The organism is Gordonia shandongensis DSM 45094 (assembly GCF_000423025.1).
GTDB lineage: Bacteria > Actinomycetota > Actinomycetes > Mycobacteriales > Mycobacteriaceae > Gordonia > Gordonia shandongensis.
This window is the reverse complement of sequence record NZ_AUHE01000008.1, coordinates 129142-147524: the sequence shown is the minus strand read 5'-3', so window position 1 is coordinate 147524 and position 18383 is coordinate 129142. Positions and strand designations below refer to the sequence as shown.

The window sequence follows — 18383 nt, the reverse complement described above, 5'->3', positions numbered from 1 at the left end:
CGTCCTCGACACGGCGGTGCGGGGCCTGTTCGGCACGTGCTCCTGGGTCGGCTGTGATCGGCCCGCGTGGCGGTGCGATCTGGATCATGTCACCGAATACAACCACACCGACCCCGGTTCGGGTGGGCCGACGTGTGCATGCAACCTCAACCCCAAATGCCGCTTCCACCACGGCCTGAAAACCCACACCCGCGGCTGGCTCGACGACCAGATCACCGACGCCCACGGCACCGTCTGGACCGAGATCACCACCCCCGAAGGCATCACCGTCCGCCGGCAGGCCGCCAACACCTGGCTGCTCCCCGAACTCGGCATGCTCCCCTGCGACCACAACACCCCCACCGGGGCGACACGCCGAACAACCGGACACGCCGAGAACGCACCAAAACGCACACGGACCCGTCTCGAGGCCAAACACCGATACCGAATGCAGCAACGGGCGATCAACCGCCGCCACCGCGAAACCGAAGAAGCACTCGCCGCACTCGACGCCGGAGACGACGATCCGCCACCCTTCTGAGCACCTCGATGTCAGACCTTCGTTCTACAGTCCGAGCATGTCCGCACCGCAGCTGTCGTTCGACGATCTCCCCGAATCCGACGACTTCGCTCGATCCCCGTTGCGTCAGACCACGTTCGTGGTCGTGGACTTGGAGACCACGGGCGGCAGTCCGGACACCGACGGGGTCACCGAGATCGGTGCGGTGAAGATCCGCGGTGGCGAGGTGTTGGGCGAGTTCGCCACCCTCGTCGACCCGGGCCGATCGATCCCGCCGCAGATCACCACCCTGACCGGGATCACGTCCGCGATGCTCACGGATGCCCCGCGTATCGAGTCGGTGTTCCCGGCGTTCGTCGAATTCGCGGGCACCGCGGTGCTCGTCGCGCACAATGCCCGCTTCGACATGGGCTTCTTGCGCGCGACGGCACGCCGGATGAACCTCCCGTGGAATCCGCACTCGCTGTGCACTGTTGCGATGGCGCGCCGCATCCTCACCCGACAGGAGGCGCCGACGGTCAAACTCTCCGCACTGGCCGAACTGTTCGACGTCAGTGTGCGCCCGACTCACCGTGCTCTCGACGATGCCCGGGCCACCGTCGACGTATTCCACGGTCTCCTCGAACGCGTGGGAAACCGTGGTGTGCACACCTACGGCGACCTCACCTCGTATCTCCCGCGGGCCACTCCTGCGATGCGAGCCAAACGTTCGCTCGCCGACGGGCTGCCCCGACGGCCGGGCGTCTACCTGTTTCGCGGTCCGGGCGACGAGGTCCTCTACATAGGGACGGCCGTCGACCTTCGGCGCCGAGTGTCGGGCTATTTCAACGGATCCGACTCCCGCCGCCGCATCGCCGATCTGGTCGACCTCACCGTCCGCGTCGACCACGTGGAGTGCGCACACGCTCTCGAGGCGGCGGTCGCCGAACTCAGGCTCCTCGGGGTGCACAAGCCGCCGTTCAATCGACGCTCACGCAATCCGGGCCGCGGCTGGTGGATCGTGCTCACCGAGGAACGATTCAGCCGTCTGGCGGTGTCGCGCAAGCCCGGCCGTTGCGCCATCGGCCCGGTGTCCACCCGCGGCGCGGCCGCCGAGATCGCCGACGTGATCGCCGGCGCGGTGGGTCTGCGCACGTGCACCACCGCGTTGAAGACCGCCTCCCACCACTGGTGCGAGGGCGACGCGCACGCCGACGAACTCCCCGACCCGCTCGTGGCCACCGTCCCCGGCCGCTGCCGGGCCGCGTCCGAGCGGCCTCAGACGCTGCCGGACTACCTGCGTCGAACGGAGGCCGCGCGCACCCTCATCGAAGGCCGCTGCGACGAGGTGCTCGCCGCGTTGGAGGGTCGCCTCACGCTGCTCGCCGACGCACACCGCTTCGAATCCGCGGCCCGCGCCCGCGACCGGCTGTCGGCCGCCGTCGACGCTCTCGCGCGAACCCAGCGTCTCGCCGCGCTGGCCTCGGCACCGGAACTCGTCGCAGCGCACCCCGACGGCGACGGCGGCTGGGATGTGAGTGTCGTCCGGCACGGTCGGCTGGCCGGATCGGCGCACATCGAACGCGGTGTGGCACCGCTTCCGGTGATCGATCGTCTACGCGCCTCGTCGACCACCGTCCTGGCGCCCGCCGACGATGCCGGCCCCCTCGCCGGCGCTCCGGCCGAGGAGCTGTCGCTGATCGAACGGTGGCTGTGCCGAACCGGCACGCGGCTCATCTCGCTCGACGGCGAACTCGGCATGCCTCTCCGCTCGGCACAGCGGTGGTCGTCGTTCTCCGCTGCAGCCCGCTCGGCCCGCGAGTCGAAGGACGAAGCCACGCGGGCGTCGACACGAGCCGCCGGGCATTAGAGTCGAACCATGATCACCGCCATCGTGCTCATCGGAGCCGACATCCACCAGATCCCCGAGACCGCGCAGGCAGTCGCCGACATTCCCGGGGTCACCGAGGTCTACTCGTGTGCCGGCGACGTCGACCTCATCGCCAAAGTACGTGTCCGCGACCACGAGGAGATCGCATCGGTGGTCACCGGTCGCATCAACCGGCTGCCCGGCGTCCGAACCAGCGCCACCCACATCGCCTTCCGCAGTTACGCCAGTTCGGAGGTCGAGGGCGGCTTCTCCATCGGCGAGGCCTGACTCCTCGTCGGTCCGACGTGGTCAGGTCCCCGCGAGTTCGGTGCTCAGCCGCGCCCAATCGGCCAAGAGCTGGGCAGCGCGCCCCGAATCGATCACCTCGTCGACTCGACTGAGCGCTTCGGCCATCGCCGCCGTGAACGACGCCTGGTCGAAACGGGCCGTCTGTCGACCCGCGACCAGCGCTGCGGCCGCATTGAGGGAGACAGCGTCCCGCACCGGCCCACGCGTGCCGGCGAACAGATCGCGGGCGATGGCCGCGTTCACGGTCGCGTCGCCGCCCTGCAGCGCCGACAACTCCACCAGCTCGATGCCGAGTTCACGCGGATCGACGGTCAACGGTGTCACCTCGCCGTCGAAGATCTGCCACACCGTCGACGTGGTGGTCGTGGTGAGTTCGTCGAGTCCGTCGTCACCCCGAACCAGCAGGACCCGGTTGCCGCGGGCCGCGAACGTCTCGGCGAGCACCGGCGCCAGATCACTGAACGCACACCCGATCAAACCGGCATCCGGCTGAGCCGGATTCGTCAGCGGTCCGAGCACGTTGAAGATCGTCGGGATGCCGATCTGGCTCCGAGGCGGCCCGGTGAACCGGAATGCCGGATGAAACGCCGGGGCGAAGCAGAAACCGATCCCGATCTGCTCCACGCAGCGCTGCACGTTCTCTGGCGACAGCGAGATCGCGACACCGAGCGCCTCCAGCACATCGGCGCCACCGCTCTTCGACGACGCCGCACGGTTCCCGTGCTTGACGACGGCGGTGCCCGCAGCCGCCACGACCACCGAGGTCATCGTCGAGATGTTGACGGTGTGCGAGCGGTCACCACCGGTGCCGACGATGTCGATGGCCGGAGCGTCCAGATGGATCCGCCGGGCCAGCGACAACATGGTCGCCGACAGACCCTGCAGTTCGCTGGCGGCGGCGCCCTTCATCTTGACGCCCACACCGAATGCGGCGATCTGTGCGCCGGTCGCCCCGTCGGACATGATCTCGCTCATCGCCCACGCGGCCTCGTCGACGCTGAGGTCGGTCCCGTCGGTGATCTTGCCCAGCAGAGAGGGCCAGGTGTAGACGGGTTCTGTGCCGGTCGAGTCCGCGGAAGTCACGCAGTACAGACTAACGGGCGCCGCCCTCGGCTCGCCGTGCAGCCGTCAGACACGCCGAACTGTGCCTTGACCACCTGTTCTACCTGCATCGAAGCGATCATTTCGACCAATTTTCCGACCCGGGTGGCAAACGGTTACTACGAACCGTCATACTTCTCTTGTGACTAGCGCTGTGGGTAACTCAGGAACCGCCATCACCTCACGCGTGCACTCGCTGAACCGTCCGAACATGGTCAGCGTCGGCACCATCGTGTGGTTGTCGAGCGAGTTGATGTTCTTCGCCGGCCTGTTCGCGATGTATTTCGTCGCGCGGGCCAATGCGTCGCCGACCGACGGTTGGCCGCCGGCTCCGACGCATCTGAACCTGGCGTTCGCCGTGCCGGTGACGCTGGTGCTGATCGCCAGCTCGTTCACCTGCCAGATGGGCGTCTTCCACGCCGAGCGCGGAAACGTCTACGGCCTGCGCATCTGGTACACCATCACCTTCGTGATGGGCGCCCTGTTCGTGTGCGGTCAGGCCTACGAGTACTTCAGCCTGGTCCAGGAGGGCACGACGCTGTCGTCGAGCGCCTACGGTTCGGTGTTCTACATGGCCACCGGCTTCCACGGCCTCCACGTCATCGGCGGCCTCGTGGCGTTCGCCATCCTCCTGATCCGCACCCGCCTGTCGAAGTTCACCCCGGCCCAGGCCACCGCAGCGATCGTCGTGTCGTACTACTGGCACTTCGTCGACGTCGTCTGGATCGGCATGTTCGTCGTCATTTACTTCATCCGGTAGCCCCCGGCGGCCGACGAACCGGAACGGCCACCGCCACCGGTTCACACACATTCAGTCCAACCGCTTAGTAGAGAGTCACAGATGAGATCATCTCCACCGAGTTCGCCGGAAGGCCGCGGGGCCGCCGACGTCTCCACAGAGCGCGTGTCGACCGCCGGATCCGCAAAGACCGCTGGCGCACGCGCCAAAGCGCGCCGCAAGCTCCGTCGTCGCGCATCGGGCACCGTATTCCTGCTGCTGGGCCTCGTCGCCGCCGGCCTCATCGCCGCGCTGGTCTCGCCCGACCCGCAGGTCGCCACTGCCGACGACCGCGGCAGCTCCTCGATGATCGACGCCGGCAAGAAGCTGTACGAGACCTCGTGCATCACCTGTCACGGCAAGAACCTCGAGGGCGTCGACGACCGCGGTCCGTCGCTCATCGGCGTCGGCGACGCCGCCGTCTACTTCCAGGTCTCCACCGGTCGCATGCCCGCAGCCCGGAACGAGGCCCAGGCACTGCGCAAGCCCTCCAAGTACACCGAGGCTCAGATCGACCAGCTCGGCGCCTACATCCAGGCGATGGGCGGCGGTCCCCGCGCAATGTACGAGAAGAACCCCGACGGTTCGCTCAAGAAGGAGGACGGCTTCCCCGTCCTCGCGATGGATTCGCTTCGTGGCGACGACATCGGCCGAGGCAGCGAACTGTTCCGCCTCAACTGCGCCTCCTGCCACAACTTCACCGGTCGTGGCGGCGCACTCTCGAGCGGTAAGTTCGCTCCCCCGCTGACGGATGTCAATCCGCAGCAGCTCTACACCGCGATGCTGACCGGGCCGCAGAACATGCCCAAGTTCTCCAATCGGCAGCTGTCCGAGGACGAGAAGAAGGACATCATCGGCTTCATCCGCTACGTCGATTCCGCCAACCCCAGCGGCGGCCTCGGCCTCGGCGGCTTCGGACCGGTCTCGGAGGGCATGGTCATGTGGGTTGTCGGCGTGACGGCAGTCGTCGCCGGCGCAATGTGGATTGGATCACGAAATTGAGCGATTCAAAGAAGGACCTCCCGACCGACGACGAGCTCGTCGGGATGTCTCGTGACGAGAAGGTGAAGCTCGGCACCAACCTCGACGGTGTGGAGATCATCCACCGGGCCGAGCGGCACCCGGAGCCGGGCACGAAGGCAGAGAAGCGCAGTGAGTTCGTCGTCGCCTTCTGGTTCGTGCTCGCCGGAGTCCTCGCGGTCGCAGGTTTCGTGACGTTCATCTGGAACCACTGGCGTTTCACGATGCCGGAGGACGCCAACTACTGGGCGTACACGTTCTACACCCCGCTGCTGGGCGTGACGTTCGGTGGTTCGATCCTCGCGATCGGCGTCGGTGTCATCCAGCTGACCAAACGGTTCATCCCCGCCGAGATCTCCGTCCAGGACCGCCACGACGGCGGCTCCACCGAGGTCGACAAGCAGACGATCGCCGCGCAGATCTCGGACACGGTGGAGCATTCCACGCTCCCCCGCCGCAAGATGATCATCGGTTCGGCCGTGTTCGGCCTCGGTGCGCTCAGTGTCGCCGGCGGCGTCGCAGCACTCGGCGGGTTCATCAAGAACCCGTGGGCCAAGGGCGACGACTCCGAACTGTGGCACTCGGGATGGTCCCCGGTCTACAACGAGCACAAGGGCGAGACCGTCTTCCTGCGTCGCGACACCGGCAACCCCTACCAGGTCGCCCTCGTCCGGCCCGAGGATCTCGATGCCGGAGCGATGGAGACCGTCTTCCCGTGGCGCGTCTCGGACGGCTACGGCGAGAACGAGGAGTCCCGCCACAAGCTGCTCCAGGGACTGCGCTCGGTGCGCAACCCGGTCATGCTCATCCGGCTGCGTGCAGAGGACGCCAAGCGCGTCGTCAAGCGCAAGGGGCAGGAGAACTTCAACTACGGCGACTACTACGCCTACACGAAGGTCTGCAGCCACCTCGGCTGTCCCACCTCGCTCTACGAGCAGCAGACCAACCGGATCCTCTGCCCGTGCCACCAGTCGCAGTTCGACGCGCTGGAGTACGGCAAGGCGATCTTCGGACCGGCTGCACGTGCGCTGGCACAGCTGCCTTTGACAGTGAACAACCAGGGCTACATGGTCGCCGCGGGCGACTTCATCGAGCCCGTCGGACCGGCATTCTGGGAGCGTAAGTCATGACGATCGCCGACCGTATCGCCACGCAGGCCGAAGAGGTCGACTCGCGGTACCATCTCGCGGCCGGCCTGCGCCGCCAGATCAACAAGGTCTTCCCGACGCACTGGTCGTTCATGCTCGGTGAGATCGCGCTGTACTCGTTCATCATCCTGTTGCTGTCGGGCACGTACCTGACGCTGTTCTTCGACCCGTCGATGGCGCATGTCGTCTACAACGGCTCGTACCAGCCGCTCAACGGTGTGACGATGAGCCGGGCCTACGAGACGACCCTGAACCTCTCGTTCGAGGTGCGCGGTGGTCTGTTCGTCCGCCAGGTCCATCACTGGGCCGCGCTGCTGTTCGCGGCGTCGATCATCATCCACATGATGCGCATCTTCTTCACCGGTGCGTTCCGACGTCCGCGTGAGGCGAACTGGGTCATCGGCTGCTTCCTGCTGCTGCTGGCCATGTTCGAGGGCTTCTTCGGCTACTCGCTGCCGGACGACCTGCTGTCGGGCACCGGCGTCCGCGCCGCCATGTCGGGCATCGTCATGGGCATTCCGCTGGTCGGCACCTGGATTCACTGGGCGCTGTTCAACGGTGACTTCCCCGGCGACCTGATCATTCCTCGCCTGTACGTGCTGCACATCCTGATCTTCCCGGCGATCCTGCTCGCGTTGATCGGTGCGCACCTCGCGCTGGTCTGGTACCAGAAGCACACGCAGTTCCCCGGCCCCGGCCGTACCGAGAAGAACGTCGTCGGTGTGCGCATCATGCCGGTCTTCGCCGCCAAGGGCGGTGCGTTCTTCGCGATCGTCACGGGCGTCACCGCGCTGATGGCAGGCGTCTTCCAGATCAACGCGGTCTGGAACATCGGCCCGTACAACGCGTCGCAGGTGTCGGCGGGCTCGCAGCCGGACATCTACATGATGTGGACGGACGGCTTCGCCCGTCTGATGCCGCCGTGGGAGATCTACCTGGGCAACTACACGATCCCGGCGATCTTCTGGGTCGTCGTCGTCATCGGTCTGATGATCACGGCGCTCCTGATGTACCCGTGGATCGAGAAGAGGCTGACCGGCGACGACGCTCACCACAACCTGCTGCAGCGTCCTCGCGACGTCCCGGTGCGCACCGCGACGGGTGCCATGGCGTTGGCGTTCTACATCATCCTCACGTTGAGCACGATGAACGACATCATCGCCCTGAAGTTCCACATCTCGCTGAATGCGACGACGTGGATCGGCCGCATCGGTCTGCTGGTGATTCCGCCGCTGGTGTACTTCATCGCCTACCGTTGGGCGATCGCGCTTCAGCGCAGCGACCGCGCTGTCCTGGAGCACGGCATCGAGACGGGCATCATCCGTCGCCAGCCGAAGGGCGAGTACGTGGAGATGCACCAGCCCCTCGGCCCGGTGGACGAGCACGGCCACCCGATCCCGCTCCCCTACCAGGGCGCGGCGCTGCCGAAGCGGATGAACAAGATCGGATCCGCCGGTGCGCCCGGTTCGGGTTCGGCGCTCATCCCGGACAGTCCGGAGGAGCAGGAGCTCAACGAGCGAATCCGTCACGAGCAGCACGAGGCCGAGAAGACGGCGCTCATCGAACTGCAGGAGAAGGGCGGGAATCCGCTCGACGACTGACGACCGTCATACCCGAGTCCGGGCCGTCTCGCGATCGCGAGACGGCCCGGACTCTTTTCGTCGCGGGTGTGACGGTCGGCTGCTGCGGCTGGTGGCCCGTCTCCGGCGGGCCGTGGGACGCTCCTGCAGCACTCATCGGTCACGGGGAGCGGGGAGAAACGACCTAGGCGAAGGCGCTCCAGAAGTACAGGTTCGCCGCTGCAACGCCGGCCGCTGCGACGACGGCCACGGGGACTGACGACGGCCACGGGGAAGACGGCCACTGCGAGGACGGCCACTGGAGGACGGCCGTGCTGCGCGGGCGCCGTGCTGTGGCGGGCGTCGTCCCGGATCGATGCGGCACTGATCGATGCGGCACTGATCGATGCGGCAACTAATGATCGCGAATGCTGTCATCCCTCCGATGAGATACGGCTGGCTCAGCGAGCTGGTGAGGCCTCGCTCCCCTGGAGGAGGAAGACCACCGCGCCCACAACGGCAGTGAGGACACCGGCAAGACATGCGGGCCTCAGACAGCGCCACCGATCGCAATTGCCTGCCGCATGGCCCCGGCCCTCCAGAAGCACTGTGCCGTACTTCGTGACCCGAATCGGGTCACAGAATACGGCAGTACTCACGTTTCGGTGGATCCAGCGGCCCCAGAGGGCGATCGGCTGCGCAAAAGAGGTCGCACCCGGGGAATCCCCGGGTGCGACCTCAGTACTGCTGTCGTCTGCGCCCTGTCAGTGTTTCTGGGCTGTCAGTGTTTCTGGGCTGTCAGTGTTTCAGGACTGTCAGTGTTTCAGGACTGTCAGTGCTTCTCGGGCCCGACGTGGTACTCGAAGACCAGTCCGGCGACCGCACAGATGATCGCGATGACACAGGCGATGGCCAACCACCAGTTCGCGCTGGCGAATCCGACGGCGAACACCGCGGCACCCGCGGCGATCATCACCGGCCAGTAGCTGTGCGGCGAGAAGAAGCCGAGCTCTCCGGCGCCGTCTTCGATCTCCGCGTCGTCGTAGTCCTCCGGGCGGATCTCGACGCGTCGTGCGACGAAGCGGAAGTAGGTTCCCGCGATCAACGCGAGACCACCCGCGAAGAACATCGAGACTCCGCCGGCCCACTCGACGCCTGTCCGGTAGAAGTGAGTCGCGACCACGTAAGCGATGCCGACGACGAAGAAGAACGCCGCAATCGACTCAAAGATTCGTGCTTCGACCTTCATTGTCTCTTAATCCTTCATTGTGCACTGGGCGATGGACGTGTCGTTCGCGTCGCCGATCTCCTTGGGAGTGGTCCCGTTGGAGACGCGTCGGGTGTCGAACGGCACCGTGGTGACCGACTCGGGCACCTGGCAGACAGCCTCGAGCGCCTGCGCATTGGTGGCGTCCGGGTGGGCCTTGCGGTACTCGATGTAGCGCGTGAAGGTGTCCTTGCTGACCGCTCGGAGCTCGAAGTTCATCATCGCGTGGTACGTGCCGCACATCTCCGCGCAACGTCCCACGAAGGCGCCCTCGCGATCGATCTTGGAGATCTGGAACTTCGGGTCCTGGTGGTTCTGCTCGGGGAACGGCATGACGTCACGCTTGAACAGGAATTCCGGAATCCAGAAAGAGTGGACGACGTCGGCCGCGGCCAGGTCGAACTCGATGCGGGTGTCGACGGGCAGGACGAGGATCGGGATCTCGGCCGACGTGCCGAGGGTCTCGATCTTGTCGTACGCCAGGTAGTCGCGCACCTCTGCGTAGCGGCCACCGGCCGGTCCGAGGACCTTCTCGGTCTTACCGTCCTCTTCGCGGTACTTCGGGATCTGCTCCTCGAAGGGCGTGCCGCGCCGCGAGTCCTGCTTGGCGTCGACGAGCTGCTTGCCGTCGATGTTCACGGAGTTGTACCCGAACTTCCAGTTCCACTGGAAGGCGGTGACGTTGACGACGACCGACGGGTTCTCCTCCTTGTGCTCCATCTTGTTCTGGACGACGACGGTGAAGTAGAACAGCACGGCGACCAGGACGAACGGGATGGCGGTGTACGCCAACTCCAGCGGCACGTTGTATCCGGTCTGGCGAGGGAACTCGTCCTCCGGCGTGCTGTCCTTCTTACGGCGATGGAACGTGATGGTCCAGAAGATCAGGCCCCAGACCAGCGCACCCATGGCCAGCGCGGCGATGACCACCCATGTCCAGAAGACGCGGTTGGCCTCAGCCTCGGGGGTGATGCCCTCCGGCCAACCGAAGCGCAGCACCTCGTCGGCACTGCAGCCCGACGTCATCAGCACGCCGACGCCGAGCACTGCGAGACCGCTGAGTCGCTTGATCATTCGCGACGGCGATCCCTTCCGTCGCGCCGACGGCCGTACACCGTTCGTCAATTTCACGCCTTCCTGCTGGCAGGGAGCTGTTCTTTCAAGTCTCACTTCGACGGACGACGAGCCCCTCGACGCAATTCTTGCACCTAGTACTACGCAGCGTAGACCAACCCGGCGATCTCGTCGTGATTGGGGTTCGCTGTTTCGCGATTGATTTTGCCCCACCTGGGAATACGGGTCCAGTCCAGGAGGTTCGCGCGCGGGAGACGCGCCTCGTCGGCGTGCGTCGGAGTCGCATGCGCGCCCCGTTCTGCGGCATAGTGGAAACGCTCGCGCGCCCGTCGCGCCCCCTTGCCCGCTTGATCGAAATGAGGCCCTGACACCGTGTGTGGCTTGCTCGGAATGCTCACCAGCGACGGTACGGCGTCGTCGACGACGGAACTGATCGCCTCGGCGGCCCGGTGCATGCGCCACCGAGGACCCGACGACCTGGGCACCTGGAACGACGACGATCTGGTCTTCGGCTTCAACCGGTTGTCGATCATCGACATCGAGCACTCGCATCAACCGTTGCGGTGGGGGCCGCCGGAGAGTCCCGAACGCTACGCGCTCACGTTCAACGGCGAGATCTACAACTACCTGGAGGTGCGGGAGGAGCTGGCACGCGATTTCGGCGCCGAATTCCGCACCGAGGGCGACGGGGAGCCGATCGTCGCCGGCTTCCACCACTGGGGTGCCGACGTGGTGCACAAGCTGCGGGGGATGTTCGCGTTCGCCGTCTGGGACACCGAGACCCGCGAGTTGTTCATCGCGCGTGATCCGTTCGGCATCAAACCGCTGTTCGTCGCCACCGGCCCCCGAGGCACCGCGTTCGGCAGCGAGAAGAAGAGCGTCCTGGCGCTGCTCGACCGTCTCGGCCTTCCGGCCGATCTCGATGATCGGGCGATCGAGCACTACACCGTCCTGCAATATGTGCCCGAGCCCGAGACGCTTCACTCCGCGGTCCGCCGACTCGAGTCCGGTTGCCACGCCCGTCTGCGTCCGGGTGCCGCGCCAGAGGTGACGCGCTACTTCTTCCCGCGGTTCTCGGTCCGTCGGTTCACGACGCCCGGCGAACAGAAGCGGTACGACGAGATCGCCGACGCGCTGCGGGACTCGGTGGCAAAGCACATGCGTGCCGACGTGACGGTCGGATCGTTCCTGTCGGGGGGCATCGACTCGACGGCGATCGCCGCGTTGGCGATCCAACACAATCCCGACCTGGTCACGTTCACGACCGGCTTCGAGCGTGACGGGTACTCCGAGATCGATGTCGCAGCCGAGTCGGCGGAGGCGATCGGGGCGCGGCACGTGGTGAAGGTGGTCAGCCCGGCGGAGTTCATTCAGGCGCTCCCGACGATCATCTGGTACCTGGACGATCCGGTGGCCGACCCCGCACTGGTGCCGCTGTACTTCGTGGCGGCCGAGGCCCGCAAGCACGTCAAGGTGGTGCTGTCCGGCGAGGGTGCGGACGAATTGTTCGGCGGCTACACGATCTACAAGGAGCCGCTGTCGCTGAAGGCCTTCGACAGGGCCGGACCGCGGATGCGCAGGCTCATGGGTGCGGTGTCCGACCGCATTCCGGAGGGGACGCGCGGCAAGAGCCTCCTGCACCGCGGCTCACTGCCGTTGGAGGAGCGCTATTACGGGAACGCGCGCAGCTTCGACGATGCTCGACTCCGGTCGGTGCTGCGGACGTTCCGGGAGGACTGGACGCACACCGACGTCACCGCGCCGATCTACGCGATGAGCGAGGGGCTCGACCCGGTGGCTCGCATGCAGCATCTGGATCTGTTCACCTGGCTGCGCGGTGACATCCTCGTGAAGGCCGACAAGATCACGATGGCGAACTCCCTCGAGCTCCGCGTCCCCTTCCTGGACAGGGAGGTCTTCGACGTCGCCGAGCAGTTGCCCTTCGACGAGAAGATCGCCCACGGGACCACCAAGTATGCGCTCCGGAAGGCTTTGGAGCAGATCGTTCCCGCGCATGTCCTGCACCGCCGCAAGCTCGGGTTCCCCGTCCCGATCCGGCACTGGCTCGCCGGCCCGGAGATGTACGAGTGGGCGCGCGATCTCATCACGGCGTCGGACACCGACCACATCTACGACAGGGCGTTCGTCCTCGAGATGCTCGACGAGCATCGCCGCGGGGCGGTCGACAACAGCCGACGACTCTGGACGGTCCTGTGCTTCATGATCTGGTACGGGATCTTCGTCGACGGGAGCATCGAGCCGACGATCGAGGACCGCGACTATCCGGTGCGTCTCTGACTCGGGCCGTGCCTCGGTCTCGATTCGCCGACGCGGATGGGTCGGTCAGTCGTCGGCGCGTCGCTCCGAGAGCAGTTGTGTGACGGCCTGCGTCAGCTGGCTGACCTGGTCGCGCAGTTCTTTGATCTCGTCCTGCTGGCGTTCGTAGTCGGCTTCGGTGCGTTCCGGCGGCGGAGTCTCGTCGACGACGTCGGCCGAATCCCCTGCCCCGTCTGCTGCCTCCCCGTCTGCTGCCTCCCCGTCTTCTGCAACCCCGTCTTCTGTGTCCCCTGCCGATGACGCCTGCCGGTCTGGCTGCAGTCCGCCGACGATGCTCCCCGCCACGTCGGCCGGGGCACGCAGGAGGTCGGCGAGCAGCCCGGCCGCACCGGGCCGACTGATGGCCCGTCGGCGCAGCAGTTGCGCCAGGACCTCCTCGGTCCGGTCGGTTCCGGCGTCGTGATCGCGCACGACGATCTTGACGCCGGAGTCGATGAGGGCGGCGATCTCGTCGAGCGTGGTGAACCGCCGTCGCACCGAGTCGTACAGCTTGCGGTTGGAGTAGCGCTTGATCAGGTAGGGGTCCCCGTCTGCCATGTCCGATCCTTCGTCTCGGGAACGGCCCCGCGGACCGCCGTCGTCTTCATCCACGTGTAGTTTACGCGGGTTGTTTACGCGGCGCGTTGCACGTCGGGCCGTGCGGGGCTGGGAGTCTGCACGCATGCCATCGCCCGGAGCTCCGGGCATGGGCCGGACTCCGGGCGATGACGGTTTCGCGGTGCGTCGATCACTTCTTCTTGTTGATCTTGGCGAGCTTGTCGACCTGCTCGTTGAGGCTCTCGGTCTGCTTGCGCAGCTTCTTGACCTCCTTCTTCGCGATCTTCGAGCCGCTCTTGCGGGCCTTCTTCTCCGCGTCGGCGGCGGTGTCGATGAGGTTGGCGACGAGGGTCTTGGTCGAGTCGACGACGTCGCCGAGGAAGTTGGTGATCGACGGCTCGTTGACGGCCTTCTTGGCGGTCTTCTTGTCGGCCTTCTTGGTGGTCTTCGCGGTGTCGGTCATGATGTCTCCCGTGTGTTCCGGTGGTGATGTTCACTTTGCCTTACGCGTTTGCGTAATATCGACTTTACGCCACGCGTAATTTTACGCAATGCGTTGTGATGCACTTCACATCAATGGGTGAGGTTCTCCACCATGAGCACCTGCAGTTCGCCGACCATGAAGCCCAGCAACGCACCGACGAAGATCAACGTCCGCTCGTCCGCCTGGAACGCCGGGCGCAGGACACCCTCGAACTCCTCGGGCGTCATCGCCGACATCTTCTCCGCCATGACCTCCTGGATCCCCATCGCCCGGGTCAGATAGTCGTGCGGCTCATCGCGGCCGAGCAGACCCGGTAGAACGGCCAACAGATCCTCGGCCGCCGCCGAACACATCGGTTGCACACGCGCGACGTCCAGCCCGACGTCGGCCACACCGCGCGCCGGGCCGCCGAGCACGCCCGACACCATCCCGAGCAGTCCCGCCGCGGGAAGCCGATCGGCATCGACCCCGTCGAGGCCGGGCAGCGACGAGATGCCGAGTTCACGCAGCAGCGGAAGTCTCGTCGGATCCAGTTCGGACAGTGCGTCGAGATCACCGACGTGGTCGCGGACCGTGCCCTCCATGACCTCGGCGATCAACTCTGCGACGCGGGTCGACCGCGGCCCGGTGAACAGGGACGCCATCAGCCGGTCGGAGGTCAGGACCCGGTTCGCGATCAGCGTCCCGTACTCCTGGGAGACCGGGATCCGATGCTTGAGGAACAGCCCCTGCCAGGTGATCACGCCGAGGTATCTGGTCGGCTCCTTCGGATTGAAGATCAGCTTGAGCGCCGCCCAATCGGTGAACCAGCCGGTGAACAGACCGAAGAGCGGCATCATGTACGGATTGCGGAACAGCGCCCACACCACGAGTTGAATCAGACCGATGCCGAACCCGAACACCAGTCCGCTGCGCCGGATGAATGCGAATTCGCGACGACCGACGTCGAGGAACATCGACTCCAGGGTGTCCGGATCCTCGAGGAACTCCGCGGTCACCATCTCCTGCAGATCGAAGACGTCGTCGACGTTCTCGGTGATCGCCTCCGTGATTCTGACGACCACGTCGGGTGCGGCGTCCTGAATGCGTTCCACCAGCGCGTCCTGCGCCACCGGAGGCAGGAGCCGCCACAACGCCGGCTGATACTCCGGGAGCACGCGGCGGGCGATGGTCGCGGTCTCCGCGCGCAGCGGGCGCTCGATGAGGGCCGCGATCTCGGCACCGTCGACGCGTGCGGCGATCTCACCGGCGGTGATGAGGCGGCCGGTGAGGGTCTCGCACAGGACCTCGACCATCTGCGGCGCGCGGCGGGGGATGATGCCCTGCCAGCCGAGCCGTCCGATCCCGATGAACCGCTGGGGACGGAACATCATCTTGATCGCGACCAGCTTGGTGCCCCAGCCGATCAGGGCCGCGATCACCGGCATGGAGGCGTACACCAGCCAGTTCGACTCCAGGTCCTCGACGATCGCCGACCACGACTGCATGATCGCTCCTCACCGACGACGGCGTCGTGAGACGTGCTGAGACCAGGCCCCCAGACCCTCGCGGGCCGTCAGTCGCACATGATGACTATGGTCACAACACTCAACCACAAACTGTCTACGAACTGACGCAGAACAGGGAATTGTCCACCCGACGTCGCCGGCCGACGACCGACCTCACACGGACGTCACGAGGTCAGCACAGCGCCGATCTCGTCGGCGGCGACACTGCCGTAGGCGACGGTCAGCCGCTCCACGGCTGTGTCGACGTCCCACTGCCACCCCTGGGTGGAGTCGCACTCGAGGACCAGCGTCGCGACCAGCGCGCCGAGCTGAGCCGCGCGTTCGTGGTCGAGTCCGCGACCGAGTCCGGTGAGGAAACCGGCGCGGAATCCGTCGCCGACCCCCGTCGGGTCCACCTGCGCGTCCGTCGGCACCACGTCGACGTGCACGGTCCGGCCGTCGGCCTCGATGATGTCCACCCCGCCGGCGCCGAGAGTCGTCACCCGCAGCCGAACCATCGCCGCCACCTCGTCGGCGGTCAGGCCGGTCTTCTGCTGGAGCAGACCCCACTCGTACTCGTTCGTGAACAGGATGGCCGCACCGTCGATGAGATCCCGCGCGGCATCGCCGTCGAGTCGCGCCAGCTGCTGCGACGGGTCGGCGGCGAAATCGATCCCCTCGTCGCGGCAGCGACGCGTGTGCCGAACCATCGCCTCGGGATCGTCTGCACCGATGAGCACCAGGTCGGGTCGCCCCGTCGTGGCGAAGACCTCGACGATGTCGATGTCGCGGGCCTCGCTCATCGCTCCGGCGTAGAACGACGCGAGTTGGGCCAGCGTCTCATCGGTGGTGCACATGAACCGGGCCGTGTGGCGGGTGGCGGAGCGTGCGACCCCGCGGCAGTCCACGCCGTGCTCGGTGAGCCACCGCTCGTACTCGTCGAAGTCCTCGCCGGCCGCGGCCACGAGCAGCGGCGCGCCGCCGAGCGCCCCGATCGCGAAGGCGATGTTGCCGCCGACGCCGCCGCGGCGGACCACCAGATCCTCGACGAGGAAGCTCAGCGAGATGTGCTCGAGTTGATCGGCGACGAGCTGGTCGGAGAACTTGCCGGGGAACTTCATCAGGTGATCGGTCGCAAGGGACCCGCAGACGGCGATAAACATCTGTCCAACGCTACTTCCCCGGAAATGCACGACGGCCGCGACCCCGGAGCCGTGCACGGGCACGGAACGCGGTCGCGGCCGCCGAGGCCGACGTCGGCTGACTCAGTTGAAGGAGTCGCCGCAGGCACAGCTGCCGGTGGCCTGCGGGTTGTCGATCGTGAAGCCCTGCTTCTCGATGCTGTCGACGAAGTCGATCGTCGCGCCCTGGACGTACGGCGCGCTCATCCGGTCGACGGCCAGCTTGACGCCGTTGAAGTCGGTGACGACGTCGCCGTCGAGGCTGCGGTCGTCGAAGAACAGCTGGTAGCGCAGGCCCGCACAGCCGCCGGGTTGCACGGCGATGCGCAACGCGAGGTCGTCACGGCCTTCCTGGTCGAGCAGCGCCTTGGCCTTGGAGGCTGCGGCGTCGGTCAACAGGATGCCGGTGGCGGTCGTTTCGTTCTGGACGGTCATGGACGCTCCCTCATGTCGCCGGTCGCCTGATCTCCGACGGCCGGATACGTTGTCAGCTGGCGGTGACGCACACCGGTTCGCGGTCGGGGCCCTCGCAGTGAGGTCCTGGCAGTGAGATCCTCGCACTGAGGTCCTCACAGCCGGGGACTTTCGACCCGTGCGGCAGCCAACCACCTCAACCGTACTCGTCGCTCCCGTATTCCCGCATCCCGCCCCGTCCCGCATCGACGGCGATCCGTCGGACCAGATCCCGCAGTCCCGCCGCCGGTCGGCTCATCGCCGCGGCGACCGAACCGCGATGGGTCGCCAGTGACCACACGCCCGCCGTCGACCGCATGTCGGCGTCCGGGTCCACCTGGCCGGCGACGACGAATACGGGGACACCGTGACCGGCGGCCTCCCGGGTGACCGCTGCGACGACTTTTCCGCGTGCGCTCTGCGCATCGAATCGCCCCTCCCCGGTGATCACCAGGTCGGCGTCGGCGATCAGCCGTGCCCGTCGTGTCGCCTCGGCGACGACCGAGGCACCGGATTCGCGGACGGCGCCCAACGCGAGCAAGGCGTACCCGAGGCCGCCGGCGGCGCCGGAGCCGGGCCGCTCCCGCAGCGGCCGGCGACCACCGCCCCGCGCGCCGGCCTCAAGCTGGTCGGCCCAGCGTCGCAGTCGTTCCTCCAGCAGCCTGACGTGATCCGGATCGGCCCCCTTCTGCGGGCCGAACACGGCCGCCGCCCCGTGGGGGCCGAGCAGCGGGTTGTCGACGTCGGTGGCCGCGACCAGGTCGACCGACGACAGCGTGCGCCGCGCCGCGTCGACGCCGCCGAGCGCCTCGCACAGTCCGCGCCCGCCGTCGGTGCTGGCGCTCCCGCCGAGACCGACGACGATCCGGTCGACGCCGGCGGCCAGCGCCGCCGCGACCAGCTCGCCGACACCGCGGGTGTCGGCGCGCAGGGCCGTGTCCGGGTCCGGGGGGCGACCGAGGAGCGCGAGCCCGCAGGCCTGCGCGGCCTCGATGTAGGCGGTGCGCCCGGCGAGCAGCCAGTGAGCGCGGGTGGGATCCCCGAGGGGACCCGACACCGTGGCGGATCGGGGTGTGCCGCAGTCGGCGGCGCCGAGAACGTCGAGGAATCCGGGACCGCCGTCGGATTGCGGGGCCAGCGTGATCCGATCCGCGGGCCGAGCCGAGGCCCAACCGTCGGCCATGGCGGCGGCCGCCGCGGCGGCGGCGAGAGTGCCGCCGAACTCGTCCGGCGCGATGACGACTCGCAGCGGACGCTCCGGCAGCCGGTGCGAGTCGGTGCTGTCCATCACCGGTCAGCC

Annotated in this window: 16 protein-coding genes and 1 pseudogene; 8 read left to right on the top strand and 9 right to left on the bottom strand. The window is 66.9% G+C overall.

Annotated features, from left to right (window positions below):
- The 3 genes and pseudogenes from G528_RS18620 to G528_RS0109060 form a co-directional block, all read left to right on the top strand.
- Window positions 1-520 (top strand): annotated as a pseudogene (locus tag G528_RS18620) (HNH endonuclease); the annotation flags it as partial.
- A gap of 37 nt (window positions 521-557) precedes the next feature.
- Window positions 558-2348: a DEDD exonuclease domain-containing protein gene (locus G528_RS0109065; protein WP_026918693.1), complete on the top strand. Its 1791-nt coding sequence runs from the start codon at window positions 558-560 to the stop codon at window positions 2346-2348.
- A gap of 9 nt (window positions 2349-2357) precedes the next feature.
- Window positions 2358-2636, top strand: a complete 279-nt coding sequence (locus G528_RS0109060; protein WP_026918692.1) for an Lrp/AsnC family transcriptional regulator — start codon at window positions 2358-2360, stop codon at window positions 2634-2636.
- Window positions 2637-2657: 21 nt separating this feature from the next.
- On the opposite strand, the gene trpD is transcribed toward G528_RS0109060, so the two are convergent.
- A complete protein-coding gene (gene trpD / locus G528_RS0109055; RefSeq protein WP_026918691.1) occupies window positions 2658-3740 on the bottom strand; it encodes an anthranilate phosphoribosyltransferase in 1083 nt (360 codons plus the stop codon).
- Between the two features lie 160 nt (window positions 3741-3900).
- Here trpD and ctaE point away from each other — a divergent pair, with 160 nt between their 5' ends.
- The 4 genes from ctaE (at window position 3901) to qcrB (ending at window position 8305) form a co-directional block, all read left to right on the top strand.
- A complete protein-coding gene (ctaE, locus tag G528_RS0109050; RefSeq protein WP_026918690.1) occupies window positions 3901-4518 on the top strand; it encodes an aa3-type cytochrome oxidase subunit III in 618 nt (205 codons plus the stop codon).
- Between the two features lie 81 nt (window positions 4519-4599).
- Entirely contained in the window at window positions 4600-5538 is a 939-nt protein-coding gene (gene qcrC, locus G528_RS0109045; protein WP_026918689.1) for a cytochrome bc1 complex diheme cytochrome c subunit, read from the top strand.
- Window positions 5535-6686, top strand: a complete 1152-nt coding sequence (qcrA, locus tag G528_RS0109040) for a cytochrome bc1 complex Rieske iron-sulfur subunit (RefSeq protein WP_026918688.1) — start codon at window positions 5535-5537, stop codon at window positions 6684-6686. Before qcrC ends, qcrA begins: the two co-directional genes overlap by 4 nt.
- Complete coding sequence (qcrB, locus tag G528_RS0109035; RefSeq protein WP_026918687.1) at window positions 6683-8305, top strand: cytochrome bc1 complex cytochrome b subunit; 1623 nt, start codon at window positions 6683-6685, stop codon at window positions 8303-8305. Before qcrA ends, qcrB begins: the two co-directional genes overlap by 4 nt.
- A gap of 790 nt (window positions 8306-9095) precedes the next feature.
- Here the strand turns inward: qcrB and G528_RS0109030 are convergent.
- Together G528_RS0109030 and ctaC are read right to left on the bottom strand one after the other, a co-directional pair.
- Complete coding sequence (locus G528_RS0109030; RefSeq protein ID WP_026918686.1) at window positions 9096-9512, bottom strand: cytochrome c oxidase subunit 4; 417 nt, start codon at window positions 9510-9512, stop codon at window positions 9096-9098.
- 6 nt (window positions 9513-9518) lie between these two features.
- Window positions 9519-10604: an aa3-type cytochrome oxidase subunit II gene (gene ctaC, locus G528_RS0109025; protein WP_026918685.1), complete on the bottom strand. Its 1086-nt coding sequence runs from the start codon at window positions 10602-10604 to the stop codon at window positions 9519-9521.
- 372 nt (window positions 10605-10976) lie between these two features.
- Between ctaC and asnB the strand changes: the two genes are divergently transcribed.
- Window positions 10977-12902: an asparagine synthase (glutamine-hydrolyzing) gene (gene asnB / locus G528_RS0109020; protein WP_026918684.1), complete on the top strand. Its 1926-nt coding sequence runs from the start codon at window positions 10977-10979 to the stop codon at window positions 12900-12902.
- Window positions 12903-12947: 45 nt separating this feature from the next.
- Here asnB and G528_RS18030 read toward each other — a convergent pair whose 3' ends face one another.
- From G528_RS18030 to G528_RS16995, 6 genes are all read right to left on the bottom strand, one after another.
- The gene (locus G528_RS18030) at window positions 12948-13478 is read right to left on the bottom strand and encodes a polyhydroxyalkanoate synthesis regulator DNA-binding domain-containing protein (RefSeq protein ID WP_051198569.1); all 531 of its coding nucleotides are present in this window, start codon (window positions 13476-13478) and stop codon (window positions 12948-12950) included.
- A gap of 190 nt (window positions 13479-13668) precedes the next feature.
- The gene (locus tag G528_RS0109010; protein ID WP_026918683.1) at window positions 13669-13941 is read right to left on the bottom strand and encodes a hypothetical protein; all 273 of its coding nucleotides are present in this window, start codon (window positions 13939-13941) and stop codon (window positions 13669-13671) included.
- A 110-nt stretch (window positions 13942-14051) separates the two neighbouring features.
- Window positions 14052-15449, bottom strand: a complete 1398-nt coding sequence (locus G528_RS0109005; protein ID WP_026918682.1) for a DUF445 domain-containing protein — start codon at window positions 15447-15449, stop codon at window positions 14052-14054.
- Between the two features lie 185 nt (window positions 15450-15634).
- A complete protein-coding gene (locus G528_RS0109000) occupies window positions 15635-16612 on the bottom strand; it encodes a carbohydrate kinase family protein (RefSeq protein WP_035719493.1) in 978 nt (325 codons plus the stop codon).
- A gap of 102 nt (window positions 16613-16714) precedes the next feature.
- A complete protein-coding gene (locus G528_RS0108995; protein ID WP_026918680.1) occupies window positions 16715-17065 on the bottom strand; it encodes a HesB/IscA family protein in 351 nt (116 codons plus the stop codon).
- A 175-nt stretch (window positions 17066-17240) separates the two neighbouring features.
- Window positions 17241-18371 (bottom strand): glycerate kinase, encoded by a 1131-nt coding sequence (locus G528_RS16995; RefSeq protein ID WP_211220618.1) that lies wholly within the window; start codon window positions 18369-18371, stop codon window positions 17241-17243.
- Between the last annotated feature and the right edge of the window lie 12 nt (window positions 18372-18383).

Excerpts from the sequence above, each read along its gene's own strand:
- G528_RS0109065 (WP_026918693.1), top strand. The coding sequence starts at position 558 with ATGTCCGCACCGCAGCTGTCGTTCGACGATCTCCCCGAATCCGACGAC.
- G528_RS0109060 (WP_026918692.1), top strand. The coding sequence starts at position 2,358 with ATGATCACCGCCATCGTGCTCATCGGAGCCGACATCCACCAGATCCCC.
- qcrC (WP_026918689.1), top strand. The coding sequence starts at position 4,600 with ATGAGATCATCTCCACCGAGTTCGCCGGAAGGCCGCGGGGCCGCCGAC.
- qcrB (WP_026918687.1), top strand. The coding sequence starts at position 6,683 with ATGACGATCGCCGACCGTATCGCCACGCAGGCCGAAGAGGTCGACTCG.
- G528_RS0109030 (WP_026918686.1), bottom strand. The coding sequence starts at position 9,512 with ATGAAGGTCGAAGCACGAATCTTTGAGTCGATTGCGGCGTTCTTCTTC.
- ctaC (WP_026918685.1), bottom strand. The coding sequence starts at position 10,604 with ATGATCAAGCGACTCAGCGGTCTCGCAGTGCTCGGCGTCGGCGTGCTG.
- G528_RS18030 (WP_051198569.1), bottom strand. The coding sequence starts at position 13,478 with ATGGCAGACGGGGACCCCTACCTGATCAAGCGCTACTCCAACCGCAAG.
- G528_RS0109010 (WP_026918683.1), bottom strand. The coding sequence starts at position 13,941 with ATGACCGACACCGCGAAGACCACCAAGAAGGCCGACAAGAAGACCGCC.
- G528_RS0109005 (WP_026918682.1), bottom strand. The coding sequence starts at position 15,449 with ATGCAGTCGTGGTCGGCGATCGTCGAGGACCTGGAGTCGAACTGGCTG.
- G528_RS0109000 (WP_035719493.1), bottom strand. The coding sequence starts at position 16,612 with ATGTTTATCGCCGTCTGCGGGTCCCTTGCGACCGATCACCTGATGAAG.
- G528_RS0108995 (WP_026918680.1), bottom strand. The coding sequence starts at position 17,065 with ATGACCGTCCAGAACGAAACGACCGCCACCGGCATCCTGTTGACCGAC.
- G528_RS16995 (WP_211220618.1), bottom strand. The coding sequence starts at position 18,371 with ATGGACAGCACCGACTCGCACCGGCTGCCGGAGCGTCCGCTGCGAGTC.